The organism is Thetidibacter halocola (assembly GCF_018224955.1).
GTDB classification, from domain to species: Bacteria; Pseudomonadota; Alphaproteobacteria; order Rhodobacterales; family Rhodobacteraceae; genus Thetidibacter; species Thetidibacter halocola.
In genome coordinates this window covers 223,900-244,778 of the sequence record NZ_JAGTUU010000005.1, presented here as the reverse complement: position 1 = coordinate 244,778, position 20,879 = coordinate 223,900, and the positions used below count along the sequence as shown (strand labels likewise).

The following is a 20,879-nucleotide window of genomic DNA, read 5'->3' as shown; positions in this document are numbered from 1 at the left end:
CGCAGCGCGGTATCACACCTGGCCGGACTGGTTCTGATTGTTGTTCTGGTTCTGGTTTGTGTTCTGATTCGTGTTCTGGTTCTGGTTGCCGCCCGGCTGGGTGCCCGGAGTCGTGCCCGGCTGGGTGCCGGTGCCCGTGCCACCTTGGCCGCCGTTCCGATAGACCGGTTGGCCGGGCGTGGTGGGCAGGACGCACTGGTTGACCTGAAGGACGTATCCATCGGGGCAGAACAGGTTGCCGAACTTGTCGGACATGGGCTCGACCGTGATGACCGGATCGGGCTGCGAGCAGCCGGCGAGTGCGGCAAGGGCGAGGCCGCCCAGAACAGCGAGACGCGAATGCATGAAGTAATCCCCCGTATGTATCGTGCATGCAAGCGGCGGATCGATTGATCGCCGACGAGTTCATGATAGCGGGGAACAGGAGTGCCGCGTTGATCCGGATCAAACCGGGACAGCAGCGCCGCGCGCCGTCCGATCCGACGCGTGGAAAACGGGACGGGCGCCTGCGCCCGTCCCGGTCTTTTACTTGTACTTGCCGGTGTAGACGGGTTCGGCGCTGATCGGCTCGGGGTCGATAACGATAAACTCTTCTTCCTTGGGCTGCGCACAGGCGGCGACGCCTGCGACAAGGCCAAGCATGGCAAGAAGCTTGATGCTCTTCGACATCTCTGTCTCCTGTCCTCAATCGCGGAAGCGGTAGGGCAAGGACGCCCCGTCCGTTCCAGTTTCGCTTTTGCGATCGCGTTGCCGCAATCAGCCCAGAGGATAGTCCCGACAGAGCGGAAAAGATACGAGGACGCGGCAGAGCCTGCGCCCTGTGACGGGAAAGCCTCAGAACGCCACCCACATGAGCCTTGCGCCGCAAGATATTGTGGATTCATCAGAAAGCCTCCCAGATGCAGAGACCGTTCTGGATGCTGAAACTCTCGAAGAATTGCGTGACATCGGGGTTCGCGACACCGAATTCGGTGGGTTCGGACATCATGCTGATGACGATGCGGTTGGGTTGCGGCCCGGGTTGCGGCACGCGCGGTAGCGCGAATTCGTTGCACAGCCAGTCGATATCCTCGACCACGTCGGCATAGTCCAGCACATCGCCGATCCCCGGCACCACAAAGCGGAAACGGTAGGTCAGGCCATCGCCCGCGACGTCCCGGATCACGTCGTGAAACGTTACGTCAAGGCCCGAGTCAAGCGGCACGGGCACGCCGAACCCGGTATCGGCGGCAGAAACGGAGGTCCAGAGCCCCAGGGCCAGGACGGCCCTCACGCAACCCCGGCCCGCTTGCGCGGCTCCTCCCGCCGGGGTTGCGCGGCGCAGGGCCGATGCGGCCCGCGCGATGGACCGAAGCGCGGTCATGTCGTGCGCTCCTGAGCCCAGGCCAGCCAGCGCGCCCGGTGCCTGGGGCACTCGAGCAGCGCGGCGATGCGGGCGCGGGCCAGATCGTGCGGCAGGCTTGCGGCCTCGAGCCGCCCTCCTGCCGTGACCGTCAGGCCCCGCTCGTCGGCGTCAATTTGTATCACCGGAGAAAAGCCGCGCAAGCCCTGCAATTCTCGCCACAGATCCTGCCGGATCTGGTGCGCCAGCCGCCCCGGACGGGCGGGAGGAAAGCGGCTTTCGGCGGCCACGTCGAAGCGCGGCGGCCAGTGCCGTGCCAGCACCGTGCGGTCGCCCTCGCGGACGACATGCCAGCCGTTGCGGCGCGTCTTTCGCAGCTCTGCCATCCGGTCCCCCAACTGACGGGGCGCAGGCGCCCCGCCCCTCTCGTTCAAAGCGGAATGTTGTCGTGCTTCTTCCACGGGTTGCTGAGCTTCTTGTTGCGCAGCATCGCAAAGGCGCGGGCGACACGCTTGCGGGTCGATTTCGGCTGGATCACCTCGTCGATGAAGCCGCGCTCGGCCGCGACGAAAGGATTGGCGAAGCGGTCCTCGTATTCCTTCGTGCGGGCGCCGATCTTGTCCTTGTCGGCCAGTTCCGAGCGATACAGGATCTCGGTCGCGCCCTTGGCCCCCATCACCGCGATCTCGGCGGTGGGCCAGGCATAGTTCAGGTCGCCGCGCAGATGCTTGGACGCCATCACGTCATAGGCGCCACCATAGGCCTTGCGGGTGATGACCGTGACCTTTGGCACGGTCGCCTCGCCATAGGCAAAGAGCAGCTTGGCGCCGTGCTTGATGACGCCGCCATATTCCTGCGCAGTGCCGGGCAGGAAGCCGGGCACGTCGACGAAGGTCAGGATCGGGATCTCGAACGCGTCGCAGAACCGGACAAAGCGCGCCGCCTTGCGGCTGCTGTCGATGTCGAGGCAGCCGGCCAGAACCATGGGCTGGTTTGCCACCACGCCGACGCTCTGCCCCTCCAGGCGGATGAACCCGGTGATGATGTTCCTGGCGAAATCCTCCTGGATCTCGTAGAAATCGCCCTCGTCCGCAACCTTCACGATCAGTTCCTTCATGTCGTAAGGCGTATTGGCGTTCTCGGGGATCAGCGTGTCGAGGCTGCGCTCGATCCGGTCGACGTCGTCGAAAAACGGGCGCACCGGCGGCTTTTCACGGTTGTTGAGCGGCAGGAAGTCGACCAGCCGGCGCACTTCGGCCAGCGCCTCGACGTCGTTCTCGAAGGCGCCGTCTGCGACCGAGCTTTTCCTCGTATGCGTGGAGGCGCCGCCAAGTTCCTCGGCGGTGACGTGCTCGTTGGTCACGGTCTTGACCACGTCGGGACCGGTCACGAACATGTAGGAGCTGTCGCGGACCATGAAGATGAAATCGGTCATCGCCGGGCTGTAGACCGCACCACCCGCGCAGGGGCCCATTATGACACTGATCTGCGGCACCACGCCCGAGGCCATGATGTTGCGCTGAAAGATCTCGGCATAGCCGGCAAGCGCGTCGACACCCTCCTGGATGCGCGCCCCGCCCGAGTCGTTCAGCCCGATGACTGGCGCGCCGTTCTGCATCGCCATGTCCATGATCTTGCAGATCTTCTGGGCATGGGTTGCCGAAACCGACCCGCCCAGCACGGTGAAGTCCTGGCTGAAGACATAGACCATGCGGCCGTTGATCGTGCCCCAGCCGGTCACGACCCCGTCGCCATAGGGACGGTTGTCCTGCATGTCGAAATCGGTGCAGCGATGGGCCACGAACATGTCGTATTCCTCGAAGCTGCCCTCATCCAGCAGCAGTTCGATCCGCTCACGCGCGGTCAGCTTGCCCTTGGCGTGCTGAGCGTCGATCCGCTTCTGTCCGCCGCCAAGGCGGGCGTTGTCGCGGCGGTCCTGCAATTCGCTGAGAATGTCTTTCATGGTCCGTCCCTTCCCTTTGGCGCGAAGATACAGGGCGCGCGCGGCGTCTCAAGGGAATTTCGGCAAATTTGCAAATAGTGAAAAACAGTGGTTCAGAAAACTGCAAATTCGCAAGTTTCCCCTCTTTTTCAAGGCCGCTGCTGGACAAGAGCCCGGCCGCGCCCTACCCCATAGCCATGCAAGACGCGCGACCCGTGCGGTTCCTCGACCGCAGAACCCCGCCACATATTGTCACACTCGTGCTCATGGCCGGCCTATCCGCGCTGGCGATGAACATCTTTCTGCCATCCCTGCCGCAGATGACCGAGTTCTTCGACACCGAGTACCGGCTGATGCAGCTGTCGGTGGCGGTCTACCTGGCGGTCAACGCGGTGCTCCAGATCCTGATCGGACCGCTCTCGGACAAGCTGGGGCGCCGCCCCGTGATCCTGATCGGCATCACGCTGTTCTGTTTCGCCACGCTGGGCTGCGTGCTGGCGACCGACGTGTGGATTTTTCTCGCCTTCCGCATGAGCCAGGCGGTGATCGTCACCGCCATGGTGCTCAGTCGCGCGGTGGTGCGCGACATGGTGCCGGGTGACCAGGCCGCGTCGATGATCGGCTATGTCACCATGGGCATGTCGGTGGTGCCGATGATTGGCCCGGCCATTGGCGGTCTGCTGGACGAGGTCTTTGGCTGGCAGGCGAATTTCTGGCTGCTGTTCCTTCTGGGCGTGCTGCTGTTCTTCCTGGTCTGGTATGACCTGGGCGAGACGGCGCAGAAATCGGGCCTCAGCCTTGGCCGACAGTTCCGCGAGTATCCCGAGCTGCTGAAATCGCAGCGGTTCTGGGGATATGCGCTGGCATGCGCCTTTGCCTCGGGCGCGTTCTTTTCCTACCTGGGCGGCGCGCCTTTCGTGGGATCGCAGGTCTTCGGCCTCGAGCCTGCGCAACTGGGCCTCTATTTCGGGGCGCCCGCGGTGGGCTATTTCCTGGGCAATTTCATCTCGGGCAAGTTCTCGGTCCGGGTCGGCGTAAACCGCATGGTGCTGGTCGGCAGCGTGCTGCTGACGCTGGGCATCGGTGCCTCGATCCTGGTCTTTGCCGCCGGATACGACTCTCCAGTGACCTTCTTCGGCTTCATGTGCTTTGTCGGCCTCGGCAATGGCATGACGATCCCCAACGCCACGGCGGGTATGCTCTCGGTGCGCCCGCGCCTTGCCGGCACGGCCTCGGGGCTGGGGGGCGCGATCATGATCGGCGGCGGCGCGGCGCTGTCGGCGCTGGCGGGCACGCTGCTGAAGCCGGGCACTGGCGCCTGGCCCCTGCTGTTCCTGATGTTCGCCACCTCGGCGGCGGCGGTTTTAGCGATCCTGTTCGTGATCCGGCGCGAACGGCAGCTTCTGGGGGTGGACGCTCCCTGAGCCCTGTTGCAAAACTGCAAGCAACAGATTGCAAAGGTGCGCCATGCCCGTCCAGAAACTCTATGCCGGGGCCAAGCTGCGCGACTTGCGCACGCGGCTGGGCCTGACGCAAAAGGATTTCGCGTCAAAGCTGGGCGTCTCGTTGCCCTACCTGAACCAGATGGAGAACAACAACCGCCCGGTCTCGACCACGGTGGTGCTGGCGCTGGCGCAGGAATTCGGATTCGATGTCACCGAACTGGGCCAGGGCGACAGCGAACGCCTTGTCACCGACATGCGAGAGGCATTGGCCGACCCGGTCTTTGGCGAGGCGCAGCCCTCGCTTGCCGACCTGCGGCTGACCGCCTCGAACGCGCCGTCGCTGGCGCGCGCCTTCCTCGAACTGCACCGCGCCTATCGCCAGACCCATGAGCGCCTCGCCAGCCTGGACGAAGCGCTGGGCCGCGAAGGCTCGCAGCTGCAACCCAGCCCCTGGGAAGAGGTGCGGGACTTCTTCCACTATTGTGACAACTACATCGACGCGGTGGACCGCGCCGCCGAACAGGTGGGCGGGCAGCTGGACAGCGCAGGCGACGTGCGCGCGGCGGCCATCGCGCGGCTCAGCCGCGACGGCATCACGGTGCGGCTGAGCCAGGCAGCACCGCTGCGCGTCTACGACCCCGAACGGCGCGACCTGGTGCTGTCCAGCCTGGCACCGCCCGCCACCCAGACCTTTCAACTGCTGGTGCAACTGGCGCTGCTGCAACAAGCGCAGCTGCTGGAGGCGACGCTGGACCTTGCCCGCTTTCAATCGGACGAGGCCCGCGCCATCGCCAAGCTGGGGCTTGCCAACTACTTCGCCGGCGCCGCGATCATGCCCTACCGCGCCTTCCTTGCCGCCGCGCAGGAGACGCGGCACGATCTGGAAATCCTCGCCGCCCGCTTCGGCGCCTCGATCGAGCAGGTGGCGCATCGCCTGTCCACGCTGCAACGGCCCGGGGCAAAGGGCATTCCCTTCTTCTTCGTCCGCGTCGACCAGGCCGGCACGATCACCAAGCGGCATTCGGCCACGCGGCTGCAATTCGCCCGCTTCGGCGGCGCCTGCCCGCTGTGGAACGTGCACCGCGCCTTCGAGACGCCAGGCCAGTTCCTGCGCCAACTGGCCGAGACGCCGGATGGCGTGCGCTACATCAGCCTCGCCCGCGACGTCAGCAAGACCGGCGGCCATTTCGGCGCGCCGGTGCGGCGCTATGCCTTTGCGCTGGGCTGCGAGGTGCGCCACGCGGGCGCGCTGGTCTATGCCGACGGGCTGGACCTGGGCCGCGACGGCGCCTTCGAGCCGATCGGCATTTCCTGCCGGATCTGCGAGCGCATCGGCTGCCACCAGCGATCCGTCCCGCCGCTGGAAAAGCGGCTGATGGTCGAGGCCGACCGGCGCGAGGTGCTGCCCTACCGGCTGGAATGACGCCCCTGCTTCATCTTGCCGGGCGAACTCCGGTCAGGCCGCCGTCAGGCGCACGGCGGCCGAGACGCTCAGACGCTCTCATCCGCGCCCAGCACCGGCCAGCGTTCCGACAGGTCGGCCATGATCGCCGCATCCCGCTGGGACAGCGGCCCCTCGGCGCCGGGCCGGAACCGCAGCCGAAAGGCGGCCAGCACCGCCTCTTCTCCACCCGGCTCCCACAGATAACCGAAACGTCGTGCATCGCGCCAGAAATCCCCGCCCGGCCGTGCATCGGGCCAGATCGACAGCCCCTGTCGCGCCAGCCTGCGCCAGTCGAACCGCCGCCCCGGATCGATCTTGCGCCCCGGCGCGGTGTCGGAATGGCCCAGAACGCGCTCTGGCGGCACACCCCAGCGCGCCATGATGCCCGCGACCAGCGCCTCGACGGCCCGCATCTGCGGCTCGGGAAAAGGTTGGTACCCGTCATTGGCGATCTCGATCCCGATCGAGCGCGAGTTCACGTCGCGCAGGGCGCCCCAGCCGCCCGCACCCGCATGCCAGGCGCGTAGATCCTCGCAGACCAGCTGCCACAGCGTGCCGTCGCGGCCGACCACGTAATGCGCCGAGACCTCGGCCTGCGGGTCGCACAGCCAGTCTCGCGCCGCCTCGGCACCCTGCATCGCGGTGTAATGAAGAAGGATCATGTCGGGCCGGGCGCCTTCGCGCCGCGGCCCGCAATTCGTCGAGGGCCAGTGGATCGCGCCGTCCTGGCCGATCAAGCCGGGATCACCCGCCGCGCACCGCCCGGAACGGTGCCGGGTTCCAGCCGCAGGCAAAGCCGTCGCCATCCGGGTCCAGCCCCTTGCGGTCCTTCTCCGGTCCGCCCAGCGCCAGAAATTCCTCCTGCGCGAGATCGGCCGAAGCATAGCCCGCGCAGGCCCGCTGCGAGCGGCTCTCCGAGGCAAAGGCCGAGCGGCTGTAAAGCGGTGTGCCCACCGGGTTTGTCGTGCGCAGAGCATATTCCACGATGTTCGGCGCCGAGGTTCCGGGCCGCGTCGGCAGGTCCGTGGGCTGGACAACCGTGTATTGCGCCCGGTTGCGCGCCAGCAGCGCGGCATCCGCCTGGATGTCACGCTCGGACGAGACCGCGTCGAAATCGTTCTCGGCAGAGATCCCGGCCGCATTGCTGACGACTTGCGGGGCCGGGCCGTCGATCACCTGAGGCGGCGGGTTCGAGGGCGAGGCATCCAGCGGCAGCACGCCGGAATTTGCCGCCGCTGCCGCGACCCGCGACCGCGAATCCGCCGCATCCAGCGACTGTCCCTGCACGTCGATCGGGCCAGGAACGGTGGTCACACCGCTGCCGCCGCCCGCCAGTTGCGCGTCACGCGCGGCGGCATAGGCGTCATAATTCTGGAAACCGACGCCACGACCGGGATCCACCACGCCGGCGGCGCTGTCGGGCACTCCGGGCGCACAGCCCAGAAGGGCGATCCCAGCCACACCCAGAAGAAGAAACCGCATCGTCCGTCCTGCCTTTTCTATCGGCCCACGGGCCGTCAACTGGCCGCGTTTACCACCATTTCGCAGGCTTGGCCACAAAGCCCGCGGCCTGCTCCAGCGCGTAGGCGGTATTAAGCAGATCGCCTTCTTCCCAGGGCCGGCCGATCAGTTGCAGGCCCAGCGGCAGGCCGTGACCATCGACCCCGGCAGGCACCGCGATGCCCGGCAGACCGGCCAGGTTCACCGTCACGGTGAAGACGTCGTTGAGATACATCTGCACCGGATCGGACACTTCCTGCCCCAGCGGGAAGGCAGCCGAGGGCGTGGCAGGCGTCAGGATCGCATCGACCCCCTGCGCAAACACATCCTCGAAATCCTTCTTGATCAGGGTCCGCACCTTCCGCGCGCGGTTGTAATAGGCGTCGTAGAAACCCGCCGACAGAACATAGGTGCCGACCATCACGCGCCGCTTGACCTCGGCGCCGAAACCCTCGGCGCGGGTCTTTTCATACATCTCGGTGATGCCGTCACCCTGCGCCAGTTTCGCCCGGTGGCCGTAGCGCACCCCGTCATAGCGTGCGAGGTTCGAAGACGCCTCGGCGGGCGCGATCACGTAATAGGCGGGCAGCGCGTATTTCGTATGCGGCAAGGAGATGTCGACGATCCTCGCCCCCGCATCCTGCAGCATCTGGCGACCCGATCCCCAGAGCGCCTCGATCTCGTCGGGCATGCCGTCCATGTGGTACTCGCGCGGAATGCCGATGGTCTTGCCACGGATGTCGCCGGTCAACATGCCCTCGAAATCCGGCACCGCGAGGTCGGCAGAGGTCGAATCCTTCGGATCGTGCCCGCACATCGCCTGCAACATGATGGCCGCGTCGCGCACGTCCTTGGTCATCGGCCCGGCCTGGTCCAGCGACGAGGCAAACGCCACGATACCCCAGCGCGAGCAGCGCCCGTAGGTCGGCTTGATCCCGGTAATGCCGACAAAGGCGGCCGGTTGGCGGATCGATCCGCCGGTATCGGTGCCGGTCGCGCCAAGGCACAGGTCCGCGGCCACGGCGGCGGCCGAGCCGCCCGACGATCCGCCCGGCGTCAGCGCCGTGTCGTCATTGCCGGCGCGCCACGGGTTCACCGCGTTGCCATAGCAGGAAGTCTCGTTCGACGAGCCCATGGCGAACTCGTCCATGTTGAGCTTGCCCAGCATGACCGCGCCCGCGTCAAAGAGCTGCTGGGACACGGTGGATTCGTATTCCGGCTTGAACCCCTTGAGGATGTTCGACGCCGCCTGGCTGGGCACGCCCTTTGTGCAGAACAGGTCCTTGATGCCCAGCGGGATACCGCACATCGCCGGTGCATCGCCCGCCTTGATGCGGGCGTCTGCGGCCCTGGCCTGATCCAGCGCGATCTCGGGCGTGTGGTGCACGAAGGCGTTCAGCGCACCGGCGCCCTCGATGGCCGACAGGCACGCCTCGGTCAGCGCGACGCTGGTGACGTCGCCCGCGCGCAGTGCATCACGCGCCTCGGCGATCTTCATCTTCGTCAGATCGGACATCACTCAACCACCTTCGGAACCGCGAAAAAGCCCTCGCGCGCGTCGGGCGCGTTCGACAGGATCTTGTCCTGCATGTCACCGTCGGTGACGCCGTCCTTGCGCCGCTTGAGCCGCATCGGCGTGACCGAGGTCATCGGCTCGACACCCTCGACATCCACCTCGTTCAACTGCTCGATGAAACCGAGGATGGTGTTGAATTCCTGTGCCAGCGCGGGCAGCGCCTCGGGCTCGACCTTGATCCGGGCGAGCTTGGCCACCTTGGCTGCGGTTTCCGTGTCGATCGACATTCAGATCCCCTTTTCCGCTTTCGGCTGCGTCTAGCGCGCGCGGGACGCCCCCGCAAGGGTGTGCCGCCGCCAGACCTCGATCATCCAGCCCAGCATTGTCGCGTTGAGCAGATGCCAGGCGAAATGCGTACCCATCGGCCAAGTCGGGCACAGCGCCGCGTCCAGCGTGCGGAAGGTCAGCGACAACACCAGCAGGCCGACCCCGATCATCAGGTTCCGCGCCAGCACCGGCGCGCGGCGACGCAACGCCAGCGCGTAAAGCGCGATCAGCAGCGGCACCGGCGCATAGGCCTCCGACCCGCCCAGCCCCGGAATCATCGAGAACAGCGGCACCATTGCCGCGGCGTAGGGGAAAAACAGCAGTGTCAGCCTCAGCGCGGGCCAGACCCCCAGCCCCCAGAAATCCCGGTTGGCGGCAAAGATGTAGACCAGCACATAGACCAGGATCGGCAGCACGTCCGCCATCGCCGCCCAGGCCTGCGCATAGGTGTGGAACAGGAACGACCCAAGTCCGATTACCGCCAGGACACCGCACAGCACCCGCCCGATCCCGGACACGCGCGGCCACATCACCGCCGCCGCCACCAGGAAGGCCAGGTTCGTTGCCGCGTTCACCGGCTCGGCCCAGAAGTCCGGCCCCAGCCTTTCGCAATAGCCGTCGATGGCCCGTGTCCAGTCCATTCTTCTCCGGTTCCCAAATTCCGCGGGCAATTCGCGCACCAGCGCATCAGGGACAGAGCCCCCTTCCCCGCTTCCAATCTGGACCGCCGCGCCGATCCTGCTAGGCTCCGCCACGAGAAATCTCAGGGAGAGCGACAATGAAGATCATCTGGCTGGGACATGGATCCTTCCGCATCGAGATCGAGGACCAGGTGCTGCTGATCGACCCGTGGGTGAACGGCAACCCGATGATGGAAGGCCAGGACAAGGACGCGGCCATCGCCGGGGCGACGCAGATCCTCGTCACGCATGGGCATTTCGACCACACCGCCGACATCGTCGAAGTGTCGAAAAAGACCGGCGCGCCGGTCTCGGGCATGTATGAACTTGCCGCTTATCTGCACGGCCAGGGCGCGAATGCGGGGGCGACCTTCAACAAGGGCGGCACGATCCGCTTCGGGACCGTTTCGGTGACGATGGTCCCTGCCTCGCATTCCTCGTCGATGATGGTCGACGACCGGCCGATGTATGTCGGCGACGAGACCGGCTTCATGATCGCGGGCGAAGGCCACACGATCTACCATTCCGGCGACACGGCGATCATGGCCGACATGGCGTGGATGGGCGCCTATTTCAAACCCGACATCGGCATCCTGTCGGCGGGCGGGCATTTCACCATGGACATGGCACAGGCGGCCTGGGCGGCGAAGACGTATTTCGACTTCAAGACGGTGATCCCCGGCCATTACCGCACCTTCCCGCTGCTCGAACAGTCGGCTGGGGTGCTGGCCGACGGCCTGCCCGGCGTCAAGGTGATCGAGCCGCAGGTGTTGAAGGCGATCGAGATCTGATCCGCACGGGGCGCCGCCGGGCGCCCCGTGTCACGGCATCATCACCGCAGTCCGCGGGAAGGTGACGGCATCCGTGGTCAGGTCGTCATAGGTGATCTCGACCGTCACCGTCTCGATGCTGCCCGCAGGATACGCTCGGTAGGGTAGCCCATCATCCGGCGTGATGGCGTTGGGAGCATTGGTGTCGGCGTGGCACGGCGGCAGTGGCCAGTCCTGTGGCGCCTCGCCGTTCACGCCGACCCGCATCGCCACCAGGCCGCAGCGCCAGGACCACAGATGCGTGACATACAGCAGATCCTGCCCCTCCCAGTCGCGCAGGGCGACCCAGTTGCCCCTCGTGGCGGTCAGGATCGGCTTGACCTCGAGCGCGGTCAGGAAGCGGCCGGTGGCGACCTGTTCCTCGGCGGCAAAGGCCGGGACCGGAGCAGAGGTTTCGGCAGGTGCCCCACCGCCACCCGCGGCCTGGGCGATCACGAAAAGAATAATGTCGATCATGGCAATGGACCTTCCCGGCAAACGGGCGCTTTCCGTCACTGCGCCCCTCCGCCATAGTGCCCGCGACCCTTCCCTTGCCGCAATCCAGCAATCCCGCCATGCCAGACGCCCCGACCGTGAACCTGATGATCGTCGCGCAGTCCGGGCGGCTGCAATACGAGGCCGTGCTTTTCGCCGCCTCGTTGCGCGCCTCGGGCACGCCAGACCGGTTCCGCCTGTTCGTGGCCGAACCGCAGCCTGGCCCGCTCTGGCCCAACGATCCCACGGTGCGGGACAAGGACGTGCGCGCGCTGCTGGAAGATATGGGCGCGACCTTCCTGCCCTTCGAGAGCCAGCATTTCGGCCATGCCTATCCGCATGGCAACAAGATCGAGGCGCTGTTCGCCCTGCCCGAGGGCGAGCCATTCGTCTTTTTCGACACCGACACGCTGGTCCTGGACGACCTGTCGCGCGTGCCCTTCGATTTCGGCCGGCCCACCGCCTCGCTGCGGCGCGAGGGGACCTGGCCGGAGCCCGAGCTTTACGGCCCGGACCGCACCGCGATATGGAAATCGCTGTATGACCGGTTCGGGCTGGATTTCGCCAGTTCGCTGGACCGCAGCCACCCCGACGATTACTGGCAGCGCTATCTCTACTTCAACGCCGGGTTCTTCTTCTACCGCTGCCCGCGCGCCTTCGGACAAAGGTTTCTCGACTATGCGATCAGCATCCGCGACGACCCGCCGGCCGAGTTGCTGGGCCAGTCGCTGGACCCCTGGCTGGATCAGGTGGCGCTACCACTGGTGATCCACGGGCTAGGCGGCGGGCGCGACACGCTGCCCGAGGGGCTGATCGACGGGTCGGTCACCTGCCATTACCGGTTCATCCCGCTGCTCTATGCGCGCGAAAGCGATGCGGTGGTCTCGGCACTCGAACGCGTCGCCGCGCCGAACCGGATCAAGACGGTCCTGAAGGGCTACGAGGCCTTCAAGCGGATGATCTACCAGGGCCGCGGGGCAAAGGTGCGGGCGCTGTTCGATCGCGACGACCTGCCCCGCCGCGAACAGGCGATCCGCAACCAGATCCGCCGCGAGGGCTACTGGATTCGCTAGGGCCACGCACCGGGCCTGTGCTAGGCTGATCCGGAACCAGGGTCGGGAGGCGCAAGATGACATCCGGCGTGACGGTGCTGGCAGGCACGACCAAGGGGCTGTTCCTGATCCGGTCCGGGGATAGGGCGACATGGCGGGTGACGGGCCCGCTCTGCGACGGTTGGGCGATCAACCATGCGATCGGCGCCGGTGATGCGCTCTGGGCCGCAGGCGGCGGCGAGTGGACCGGGGCCGGCGTCTGGAGATCATCGGACGGCGGCGACACCTGGACCCTGTCCAAGCTGTCGGACGGCACGATCGACGAATGGGTGCGCAACGACCCCGACACCGCAACCCTGATGGGCGTCGCGCCCGCGCCCCCCGCGCCGCATACCGGCACGGTCGAGGCGCTGTGGTCGCTGGGTCGCGTGGGCGGGAGGCTTTATGCCGGGGGCAAGCCTGGCATGCTGTTCGTCAGCGACGACGACGGCGCGACCTGGGCGCCGGTCGAGGGCATCACCGCGCATCCGACGCGCGAGACCTGGAACCCCGGCGCGGCGGGCATGACCCTGCACACGATCGTGGGCAGCCCGGAGGACCCGGCGAAACTCTGGGTCGGCATCTCGGCGTCCGGGGTGTTCGCCTCCGAGGATGGCGGCGCGACGTTCGAGCGGCGCAACCGGTTGGCCAATGCCGAGGCGTGCGGCCATCACCACCATCCCGCCGCGCCGCGCGACGGCGAGACCGGGCATTGCGTGCACAATATGGTGCGCGCGCCGGGGTCGGCGGACGTGCTTTACCAGCAGAACCACCACGGCCTCTGGCGGTCCCGCGATGGCGGGCGCAGCTGGGAGGATGCGGGCCAGGGCCTGCCCTCGACCTTCGGCTTTCCCATCGCGGTGCATCCCGCGGAACCCGACACCCTGTGGTGCTTTCCGCTGAACGGCGACATGGCAGGCCGGTTTCCGCCAGAGGCGTCGGCGGCGGTCTGGCGGTCGCGCGACGGAGGCGACAGCTGGCAGGCCTGCCGCGAAGGTCTGCCGCAAGAGGCGTGCTTCTTCACCGTGCTGCGGCAGGCGATGGCGGTCGACGACACGCCCGCGCCGGGGGTCTATTTCGGCACCAACTCGGGATCGGTCTTTGCCAGTCTCGACGAGGGCGATTCCTGGGCCGAGATCGCGCGCCACCTTCCCACCGTATTGTGCGTGGAGACCGTGCGGCAGGCGGGCTGACGCCCTCCGCCCGGCCTCAGCCGTTTGGCGTCATGCTGGGCCGGGCCTGTCCGCGCTTCAGCCCCAACTGGCGTTCGCGCCACACGATGATGATGCCGGCGGCCATGACGATGGCCGACCCGATCAGCACCGTGGCCGTTGGCACCTCGTCGAAGAAGAAATAGCCGAACAGGATCGCGAACAGGATCGAGGCATAGTCGAAGGGCGCCAGCACCGCCGCCTCGGCAAAGCGGTAGGCCGTGGTCAGAAAGATCTGCGCCACGCCACCCAGAAAACCCGCCGCCACCAGCATGCCGGCCGCCGTCCAGCCGGGCCAGGCCCAGCCGAAAGGCAGCGTCAGCAGCGAGAACAGGGTCGCGGTCATCGAGAAGTAGAAGACGATGGCAGAGGTTTCCTCGGTCGCGACCAGCCGGCGGATATGGATCTGCGCCAGCGCCCGCAGCACTGCCGAAACCAGAACAAAGGCCACGCCCATCGCCGCCGCCTGGTCGAGCGTGTCGACCGACAGGCGCGGCCACATCACCACTGCGACGCCGACCATGCCCAGCCCCACAGCCGTCAGGCGGAAGACGCGCAGCCGCTCTCCCAGCAGGATCGCGGCGAAGATCACCGTCAGCAGAGGCGCGGCATAGCCCAGCGCCGTCACCTCGGGCAAGGGCAGCATCCCCAGCGCGGCAAAGCCGAAGCCCATGGCAGACACACCGATCACGCCGCGCCAGACATGGCCCAGCGGCCGTTTCACCCGCAACCCCGTACTCAGGTCGCCGCGCAGCGCCAGCCAGGCCACGATCACCGGCATGGCAAAGAACGAGCGGAAGAACACCGCCTCTCCCGGCGGCACAAGGTCCGACGTCGCCTTGATCAGCGACGCCATGATGGTGAACAGGAAAACGGATACGAGTTTCAGCGCGATGCCGCCAAGCGGGGACATGGGCTCTCCTTTCCGGGCGACAGTGGCCGCGGTCCGGGGCGAGGTCAATCCGCTTTGGCATCGGGTCGAAGGGCACCCGCGGGGCGCCCTTCGCCGTAGGCTGGTCAGTCGCGGGTCAGCAGCGTGTAGGTGCGGATGATCTCACCCTTGACCTGCGCGCGGGCGACGCCGCCATCCTCGGTACGCTTGCCCTTGGCGCGCGCGGCGCCGCGGATGACCCGGCCCAGCTGCTGGTTCAGCACCTTGCGCTGGCGCATGGCGTGCTTGCCGGTGCCGCCGGTGGCGCGGGCGTAAAGATCGTCGAAGTCGGGATCGGCGGCGGCTTCCTTCATCACGGTCAGGACGAAATGCTCGTCGAAGCGACCGTCAGCATCCAGCTTGCTGGCCAGCGCCACGATCCCGTCGATCACGGCGCGCTTGGCCTCGAGCCGTTCGGCCAGCGGGTCATCCGCACCCGACGTGGCCACGATATGCGCCTCGAGCACCTTCTGCAGGTAGTGCCCCAGGTCCAGCCCCTCGGCCCGGGCCTGCCCGGCCAGCCGCTCGCGCACCTTGCGCTGGAGGCTGAAGGTCACCGGGACGGAACTGGTCTTGGCGGTCTTGCCTTCGGTTTCGGGCTGATCACCGGCAACGGCAGGCTTGGCGGCCTTGCCCTGTTTGCCAGCCTTGCCGGGTTTGCCGGCCTTGTTCCACTTGCCGGCCTTCGCCGGTTTGCCCGGCTGGGCGTTCGGGTTTTCCATGATGGGTCTCCATGTCACGACGCGGCAGAGTATTTCACCTTGGCACAGCCCCGTCAACATACTCAGTAAGTATGTTTCAGGCATCGTCGCGGACACGCGTCTTTCCGCCGGGCCCGGCGTGGGATCATGTCCGCCGACAAGCGTCACGACTGGAACGGCGACCTCTTTTTCATCCTTCCCGTTGTCCGGCCCGGCGCGACGGTCTAGGCATGGGCAGCCAGAACGGGAGGACAGGATGACCCAAGACCCAACCTACGGATTCGACACGTTGCAGATCCATGCCGGCGCGCGGCCAGACCCGGCCACCGGCGCGCGCCAGGTGCCGATCTACCAGACCACCGCCTACGTGTTCCGCGATGCCGAACATGCGGCGGCACTCTTCAACCTTCAGGAAGTGGGATACATCTATTCCCGCCTGACCAACCCGACCGTCGCCGCCCTGCAGGAGCGGGTCGCGGTGCTGGAAGGCGGCGTGGGCGCGGTCTGCTGCTCGTCCGGCCACGCGGCGCAGATCATGGCGCTGTTCCCGCTGATGGCGCCGGGGCGCAACATCGTCGCCTCGACGCGGCTTTATGGTGGCACGGTTACGCAGTTCACCCACACCATCAGGCGCTTCGGCTGGTCGGCCAAGTTCGTCGATTTCGACGACCTGGACGCGGTCAAGGCGGCCATCGACGAAGACACCCGCGCAGTGTTCTGCGAATCCATCGCCAACCCCGGCGGCTACATCACAGACCTCGACGCGATCTCGGCGATCTCGGACGCCGCCGGCGTGCCGCTGATCGTCGACAACACCTCGGCCACGCCCTACCTCTGCCGTCCGATCGAGCATGGCGCGACGCTGGTCGTACACTCGCTGACCAAGTACATGACCGGCAACGGCACCGTGACCGGCGGCGTCGTGGTCGATTCGGGCAAGTTCGACTGGTCGGCCTCGGACAAGTTCCCCAGCCTCAGCGCGCCGGAACCGGCCTATCACGGGCTGAAATTCCACGAGACCTTCGGCCCGCTGGCCTTCACCTTTCACGGCATCGCCATCGGCCTGCGCGACCTTGGCATGACGCTGAACCCGCAGGCGGCGCATTACACGCTGATGGGGATCGAAACCCTGTCGCTGCGCATGGACCGGCACGTGGCCAACGCGCAGAAGGTCGCGGGCTGGCTGGAAACCCACCCGGCAGTCGAGCGGGTGACCTATGCCGGCCTGGCCTCGTCACCCTACAATGACCGGGTGGCGCGGATCTGCCCCAAGGGGGCGGGCGGGCTGTTCACCGTGGCCCTGAAGGGCGGCTACGAATCCTGCATGAAGTTCGTCGACGCGCTGGAGATCTTCAGCCACGTGGCGAACCTGGGCGACGCGCGCAGCCTGGTGATCCATTCGGCCAGCACCACGCACCGCCAGTTGACGCCGGAACAGCAGGTCGCCGCCGGCGCCGCGCCGAACGTGGTGCGCATCTCGATCGGGATCGAGGATGCCGACGACCTGATCGCCGACCTCGACCAGGCGCTACACAAGTCGCAGGCGTGACACGGGTTCGGGGCGGGGCTCTGGCCCCGCCCCGACTGCAGCGTCCGTGAGCGTTGGGGGATGACGTGGCGCCTCGGCGCCTGACGCGTATCAACCTTTACGCGAATCACACAATTCTCACAACTCCTGCGTGCGCAATCGGCAATGTTCTGCCGACCCCGGCGGTCGCCCCCCTACTCGTCTGTTCCCAGCGCGAAGACGATGGTGACGCTTGCGCTCAGCCCGGTCTCGCCGGCGGCGACCGGCACGGCCTCGGCCCTCGCGGCGAACATCGGCGCATCCATCGGCATCGGCCGGACGCCACCGCTCTCGTTGATCGACAGGATCGGACCCAGGTCGACACCCGCCGCCTCGGCATAAAGCCGTGCGCGGGCGAGCGCGTCGGCGACTGCGGCGCGGCGCGCCTCGTCTTCCAGCGGGGCGGGGTCCTGCAGGCCGAAACCGAGGCCCGAGAAGCGGTTCGCGCCATCCTCCAGCACCGCGTCCAGCACGCCGCCCAGACTGTCGAGGTTGCGCACCCGCACAGTCAGCCGGTTCGACGCCTCGTAACCGGTGATCACGGCTTCGCCGCTGCTGTTGTGCTGCGTCCAGACCGGCCCCAGCGACAGGTCCGATGTCTGCACGTCGCGCGGCTCGACCCCCATCGCTGTCAGTCGACCGAGGATCGCCGCCACGCCGGCCGAGGTCGCGTCCATCGCGTCCCGCGCATTGTCCGCCCGCTCCGTCACGCCCAGCGTGATCGTGGCCATGTCCGGCGCGGCAAAGGCCTGACCCTCGCCGGTCACGGTGATCCGTCCCGCCTCGTCGGCGTAAAGCGGTGTTGCAAGCGCGAGAGCGATACAAAACGAAAGCATCCGCATGGCATGTCCTTTCCCAGAAGCCTCGGCAATATGTCGGCTTTGGCGCTGCACCGCGCAAGCCTCTGCGGGCGCAAGGTCTTTGCCTCGGCAAAAGGTTGCTGTAAGCTGGCTGGCAAGAGAATGTGACTCCCACGGCGCAGGCAGGACTGCTAGACACCGCGCATGGTTCCGAATTTCGCGCTATCCCTGTCCTTCGAGGGCATCTCGCTCCTGCGCCGCGTGACCGCGGGCTGGGCCCGCATCGCTGACGTCTCGCTGACCGAGACCGATCTCGACCACGCCATGGCGCGGCTGCGGGAACGGGCGGTCGCACTGGACCCGCGCGGCGACAAGGTCCTGCTGCTGCTGCCCAACGAGCAGATCCGCTACCTCGACATTGCCGATCCCGGCGGCGACGTCGCCACGCGCGAGTCGGCGACCCGCGCGGCGCTGGACGGGGCGACGCCCTATGCCATCGCCGACCTGGCATTCGATCATGTCGCGGCGGACGGGCGCCTTCAGATTGCCGCCGTCGCGCGCGAGACCCTGTCCGAGGCCGAGGGCTTTGCCCGGCAGCACGGCTTCACGCCGGTGGGCTATGCCGCGCGCGCACCGCAGGGGACGTTCGCCGGTCCGGTCTGGTTCGGCGTGCCCGACACCGAGGCCCGCCGGAAGGTCAAGCGACTGGCCGAGGCCATCCGCCTCGTCGACGCCGATGCCGAGGCATTTACCCCGGTTGAGCCGCCGGCGCCCAGGGAACGGGTCGACATCCGGCTGGAGTCGCCCGCCGCGGCGCTGGTCGAGGCGGATACTACCCCCAAAGCGGAACCCGCCACGGTGGCGCCCGCGGTAGACAAGGCCGATACGGTCTTCGCCCCGCCAGCCAAGACGCCGGAGGCCGCCGCCGCGACCGATAAGGCCACGAATACCGATGCGCAGCAGCCGGCGGACGCGGAACCGGCCGCGCCAATGCCCAGCTTTTCCAGCCTGCGCGCCACGCGCGACATGCCCGCAGACAGCCCCGCCCGCCGGATCACCGCCGAACGCGCGCCCGCGGTCAGCGGCGAACCCGTCCGGCCGCGCTTTACCCCTGTGCCGCCGCCCGGCCCTGCCACGACCGGCGGAGCCAAGGCCATCCCCGCCCCGGAGACCGCCGACGCCGGCCCGTCCGGGGCAGCGGCCTCGCTGGCGATGCGGTTCAAGCTGCGCAAGGATGCACCGACCGAAACACCGGCGGCCCCGCCGGCGAAACCCTCCGAACCCGCCCTGCGCGCCCCCGCCGCGCAGGCCACGCCGGCCCCGGTCCTGCCCACACCTGCGAAACCTGCGGCAGAGCCCGGACGGGACCTGCCGCCGCTGACCACCGGACACGGTCCCACGGTGCCACCGGTCGCGCTCCCTGTCGCGCGCCCGGCCACGCGGCCTCAGGGGCCCGACGCCCCGGCGCTGCGCCGGGAGGGTGACGCACCGGCCGACAGGCCCGCCACGTCAAAGCCCGCCGCGAAGCCGGCGCGCGACGGCAAGCTGGCAAAGGCGGGCGGCCTGCGCCCGGTCAGTGCGGCGCCCCCCGCGCCGCAACCCGCGGCAAAGCCCGCCGAACCGATGAAGAAGCCCGCCGCCGGTTCCGCCGAGGAACGCGACCGCATGACGGTCTTCGGCGCGCGGAACCGGCAACAGGTCGGTGGCAAGCCGCGTTTCCTGGGCCTGATGCTGACGGTGGGTCTGCTGCTGATGCTGGTCGGCGTCGCGGCCTGGGCGGCGGTGTTCCTGGACGACGGACTGGCGCGGCTGTTCCGCTCGACACCCGACGAGCGCGCGGTCGCCACCCTGTCCGAGCCCGAAACGACGCCCGAGCCCGCGACGCAGGAACCCGCCATTCTGCCCGCTCCGGTCGAAAGCCAAGTCGCCGAGCCCGCCGCACCCCCGGCAGCTGATCCCGTGACCGAAGAAGAGCCCCGGCTCGCCACGCTGGAACCGGCGCCGGATGCGCCTGCGTCCGATGCCGGCCTTTCGGCGCCGGTCGTGCCGCGCGCGCTGACAGACGACGAAGCCGCCGTGTCCTATGCGGCAACCGGGATCTGGCAGCGCAGCCCGGCATCGCCCGACACGCCCCCCGCCGACGCGGTCGACGCGATTTATGTCGCGTCGATCGATCCGTCCGTGCGCCAGTTCGACGCCGTGGCCCTGCCGGAGGAACGCAGCGTTGCACCAGAGGCACCGCTGGCCGATCCCGGCCTGCCGCCGCCCGCCGGCATGACCTTCGACTTTGACGCGCGCGGCCTTGTGCGGGCCACGCCCGAGGGCGCGCTCAGCCCCGAGGGTCTGCGCATCTTCACCGGCCCGCCCCCCGTCGTGCCGCCCCTGCGAGAGGCGGCGCTGCCCACGCCGGGCATCGTCACCGACGCCTCGCCCGAGGCGCCCGCCGGGGCCGAGCCCGCCGCCGAACCGGTCGAGCCGCCCTTTACCGGTATCCGGCCCGAGGCACGCCCCGACGACATCATCGAGCAGCGTGAACGCGCGACGCTCCAGGGTGTTTCGAAGGCGGAACTGGCCCGGTTGCGCCCCGTGCTGCGCCCGGAGACGGCCCAGGAACAGGCCGCAGCGGCGGAACCTGCCGCGCCCGCCACCGCGCAGGCGGTGGTGCAATCGCTGGTGCCGGTGTCGCGGCCGCGAGACATGGCCACGATCGTCAGCCGGGTCGAGGCCGCGCGCCCCGCCCCCACGATCGAACCCGATGAGGTCGAGGAGGAAGAGGTGCGAACCGCCGCCGTGGCGCCGCGCACCGTCCAGCCCTCGATCCCCTCAAGTGCCAGCGTGGCAAAGGCCGCGACGGTGCGCAACGCGATCAACCTGTCGCGCGTGTCGTTGATCGGGATCTATGGCGCGCCGTCGAACCGCCGCGCCCTGGTGCGACTGCCGAATGGCAAATACGAGAAGGTCAAGCCGGGCGACCGCCTGGACGGTGGCCGCGTCACCGCCATCGGCGAATCGAACCTTGTCTACCAGAAGGGCAGCCGCGCCGTGACGCTGGACATGCCGCGCGGCTGACTGGGCGGG

Annotated in this window: 21 protein-coding genes; 7 read left to right on the top strand and 14 right to left on the bottom strand. The window is 67.8% G+C overall.

Features of this window, described 5'->3' with window-relative positions:
• Window positions 1-12: 12 nt before the first annotated feature.
• The 5 genes from KB874_RS13955 to KB874_RS13935 form a co-directional block, all read right to left on the bottom strand.
• Window positions 13-345 carry a hypothetical protein gene (locus KB874_RS13955; RefSeq protein WP_212537151.1) on the bottom strand — a complete coding sequence of 111 codons (333 nt, stop codon included), beginning with the start codon at window positions 343-345 and terminating at the stop codon, window positions 13-15.
• A 180-nt stretch (window positions 346-525) separates the two neighbouring features.
• Window positions 526-669 (bottom strand): hypothetical protein, encoded by a 144-nt coding sequence (locus tag KB874_RS13950; RefSeq protein WP_212537150.1) that lies wholly within the window; start codon window positions 667-669, stop codon window positions 526-528.
• A gap of 214 nt (window positions 670-883) precedes the next feature.
• The gene (locus KB874_RS13945; protein WP_249200489.1) at window positions 884-1,363 is read right to left on the bottom strand and encodes a DUF6497 family protein; all 480 of its coding nucleotides are present in this window, start codon (window positions 1,361-1,363) and stop codon (window positions 884-886) included.
• A complete protein-coding gene (locus KB874_RS13940; RefSeq protein ID WP_249200488.1) occupies window positions 1,360-1,728 on the bottom strand; it encodes a hypothetical protein in 369 nt (122 codons plus the stop codon). The genes KB874_RS13945 and KB874_RS13940 overlap by 4 nt, the downstream gene beginning before the upstream one ends.
• Window positions 1,729-1,772: 44 nt before the next feature.
• The gene (locus tag KB874_RS13935) at window positions 1,773-3,305 is read right to left on the bottom strand and encodes an acyl-CoA carboxylase subunit beta (protein ID WP_212537149.1); all 1,533 of its coding nucleotides are present in this window, start codon (window positions 3,303-3,305) and stop codon (window positions 1,773-1,775) included.
• Window positions 3,306-3,481: 176 nt separating this feature from the next.
• Here KB874_RS13935 and KB874_RS13930 point away from each other — a divergent pair, with 176 nt between their 5' ends.
• Both KB874_RS13930 and KB874_RS13925 read left to right on the top strand, forming a co-directional pair.
• Entirely contained in the window at window positions 3,482-4,708 is a 1,227-nt protein-coding gene (locus tag KB874_RS13930) for a multidrug effflux MFS transporter (RefSeq protein ID WP_212537148.1), read from the top strand.
• A gap of 43 nt (window positions 4,709-4,751) precedes the next feature.
• Window positions 4,752-6,152 (top strand): helix-turn-helix domain-containing protein, encoded by a 1,401-nt coding sequence (locus KB874_RS13925; RefSeq protein WP_212537147.1) that lies wholly within the window; start codon window positions 4,752-4,754, stop codon window positions 6,150-6,152.
• A gap of 68 nt (window positions 6,153-6,220) precedes the next feature.
• On the opposite strand, the gene KB874_RS13920 is transcribed toward KB874_RS13925, so the two are convergent.
• From KB874_RS13920 to KB874_RS13900, 5 genes are all read right to left on the bottom strand, one after another.
• Window positions 6,221-6,835: an N-acetylmuramoyl-L-alanine amidase gene (locus KB874_RS13920; RefSeq protein WP_249200507.1), complete on the bottom strand. Its 615-nt coding sequence runs from the start codon at window positions 6,833-6,835 to the stop codon at window positions 6,221-6,223.
• A gap of 82 nt (window positions 6,836-6,917) precedes the next feature.
• Window positions 6,918-7,655 (bottom strand): hypothetical protein, encoded by a 738-nt coding sequence (locus tag KB874_RS13915; protein WP_212537145.1) that lies wholly within the window; start codon window positions 7,653-7,655, stop codon window positions 6,918-6,920.
• A gap of 49 nt (window positions 7,656-7,704) precedes the next feature.
• Complete coding sequence (gene gatA, locus KB874_RS13910) at window positions 7,705-9,189, bottom strand: Asp-tRNA(Asn)/Glu-tRNA(Gln) amidotransferase subunit GatA (RefSeq protein ID WP_212537144.1); 1,485 nt, start codon at window positions 9,187-9,189, stop codon at window positions 7,705-7,707.
• On the bottom strand, window positions 9,189-9,476 hold the full coding sequence (gatC, locus tag KB874_RS13905) for an Asp-tRNA(Asn)/Glu-tRNA(Gln) amidotransferase subunit GatC (protein ID WP_212537143.1): 288 nt from the start codon (window positions 9,474-9,476) through the stop codon (window positions 9,189-9,191). Before gatC ends, gatA begins: the two co-directional genes overlap by 1 nt.
• 30 nt (window positions 9,477-9,506) lie before the next feature.
• Entirely contained in the window at window positions 9,507-10,157 is a 651-nt protein-coding gene (locus KB874_RS13900; RefSeq protein WP_212537142.1) for a hypothetical protein, read from the bottom strand.
• A gap of 137 nt (window positions 10,158-10,294) precedes the next feature.
• Between KB874_RS13900 and KB874_RS13895 the strand changes: the two genes are divergently transcribed.
• Complete coding sequence (locus KB874_RS13895; RefSeq protein WP_212537141.1) at window positions 10,295-10,987, top strand: metal-dependent hydrolase; 693 nt, start codon at window positions 10,295-10,297, stop codon at window positions 10,985-10,987.
• 30 nt (window positions 10,988-11,017) lie between these two features.
• Here KB874_RS13895 and KB874_RS13890 read toward each other — a convergent pair whose 3' ends face one another.
• Window positions 11,018-11,482: a hypothetical protein gene (locus tag KB874_RS13890; RefSeq protein ID WP_212537140.1), complete on the bottom strand. Its 465-nt coding sequence runs from the start codon at window positions 11,480-11,482 to the stop codon at window positions 11,018-11,020.
• A gap of 98 nt (window positions 11,483-11,580) precedes the next feature.
• Here KB874_RS13890 and KB874_RS13885 point away from each other — a divergent pair, with 98 nt between their 5' ends.
• Together KB874_RS13885 and KB874_RS13880 are read left to right on the top strand one after the other, a co-directional pair.
• Window positions 11,581-12,573: a hypothetical protein gene (locus KB874_RS13885; RefSeq protein ID WP_212537139.1), complete on the top strand. Its 993-nt coding sequence runs from the start codon at window positions 11,581-11,583 to the stop codon at window positions 12,571-12,573.
• A 56-nt stretch (window positions 12,574-12,629) separates the two neighbouring features.
• The gene (locus KB874_RS13880; protein WP_212537138.1) at window positions 12,630-13,784 is read left to right on the top strand and encodes a beta propeller repeat protein; all 1,155 of its coding nucleotides are present in this window, start codon (window positions 12,630-12,632) and stop codon (window positions 13,782-13,784) included.
• Between the two features lie 16 nt (window positions 13,785-13,800).
• Here KB874_RS13880 and KB874_RS13875 read toward each other — a convergent pair whose 3' ends face one another.
• Window positions 13,801-14,715: a DMT family transporter gene (locus KB874_RS13875; RefSeq protein ID WP_212537137.1), complete on the bottom strand. Its 915-nt coding sequence runs from the start codon at window positions 14,713-14,715 to the stop codon at window positions 13,801-13,803.
• Between the two features lie 104 nt (window positions 14,716-14,819).
• On the bottom strand, window positions 14,820-15,455 hold the full coding sequence (locus KB874_RS13870) for a hypothetical protein (RefSeq protein WP_212537136.1): 636 nt from the start codon (window positions 15,453-15,455) through the stop codon (window positions 14,820-14,822).
• 235 nt (window positions 15,456-15,690) lie between these two features.
• Between KB874_RS13870 and KB874_RS13865 the strand changes: the two genes are divergently transcribed.
• The gene (locus tag KB874_RS13865; RefSeq protein ID WP_212537135.1) at window positions 15,691-16,983 is read left to right on the top strand and encodes an O-acetylhomoserine aminocarboxypropyltransferase/cysteine synthase family protein; all 1,293 of its coding nucleotides are present in this window, start codon (window positions 15,691-15,693) and stop codon (window positions 16,981-16,983) included.
• A 173-nt stretch (window positions 16,984-17,156) separates the two neighbouring features.
• Here KB874_RS13865 and KB874_RS13860 read toward each other — a convergent pair whose 3' ends face one another.
• The gene (locus tag KB874_RS13860) at window positions 17,157-17,843 is read right to left on the bottom strand and encodes an SIMPL domain-containing protein (RefSeq protein WP_212537134.1); all 687 of its coding nucleotides are present in this window, start codon (window positions 17,841-17,843) and stop codon (window positions 17,157-17,159) included.
• A 162-nt stretch (window positions 17,844-18,005) separates the two neighbouring features.
• Here KB874_RS13860 and KB874_RS13855 point away from each other — a divergent pair, with 162 nt between their 5' ends.
• Window positions 18,006-20,870, top strand: a complete 2,865-nt coding sequence (locus KB874_RS13855; protein WP_212537133.1) for a hypothetical protein — start codon at window positions 18,006-18,008, stop codon at window positions 20,868-20,870.
• The last annotated feature ends 9 nt before the right edge of the window (window positions 20,871-20,879 follow it).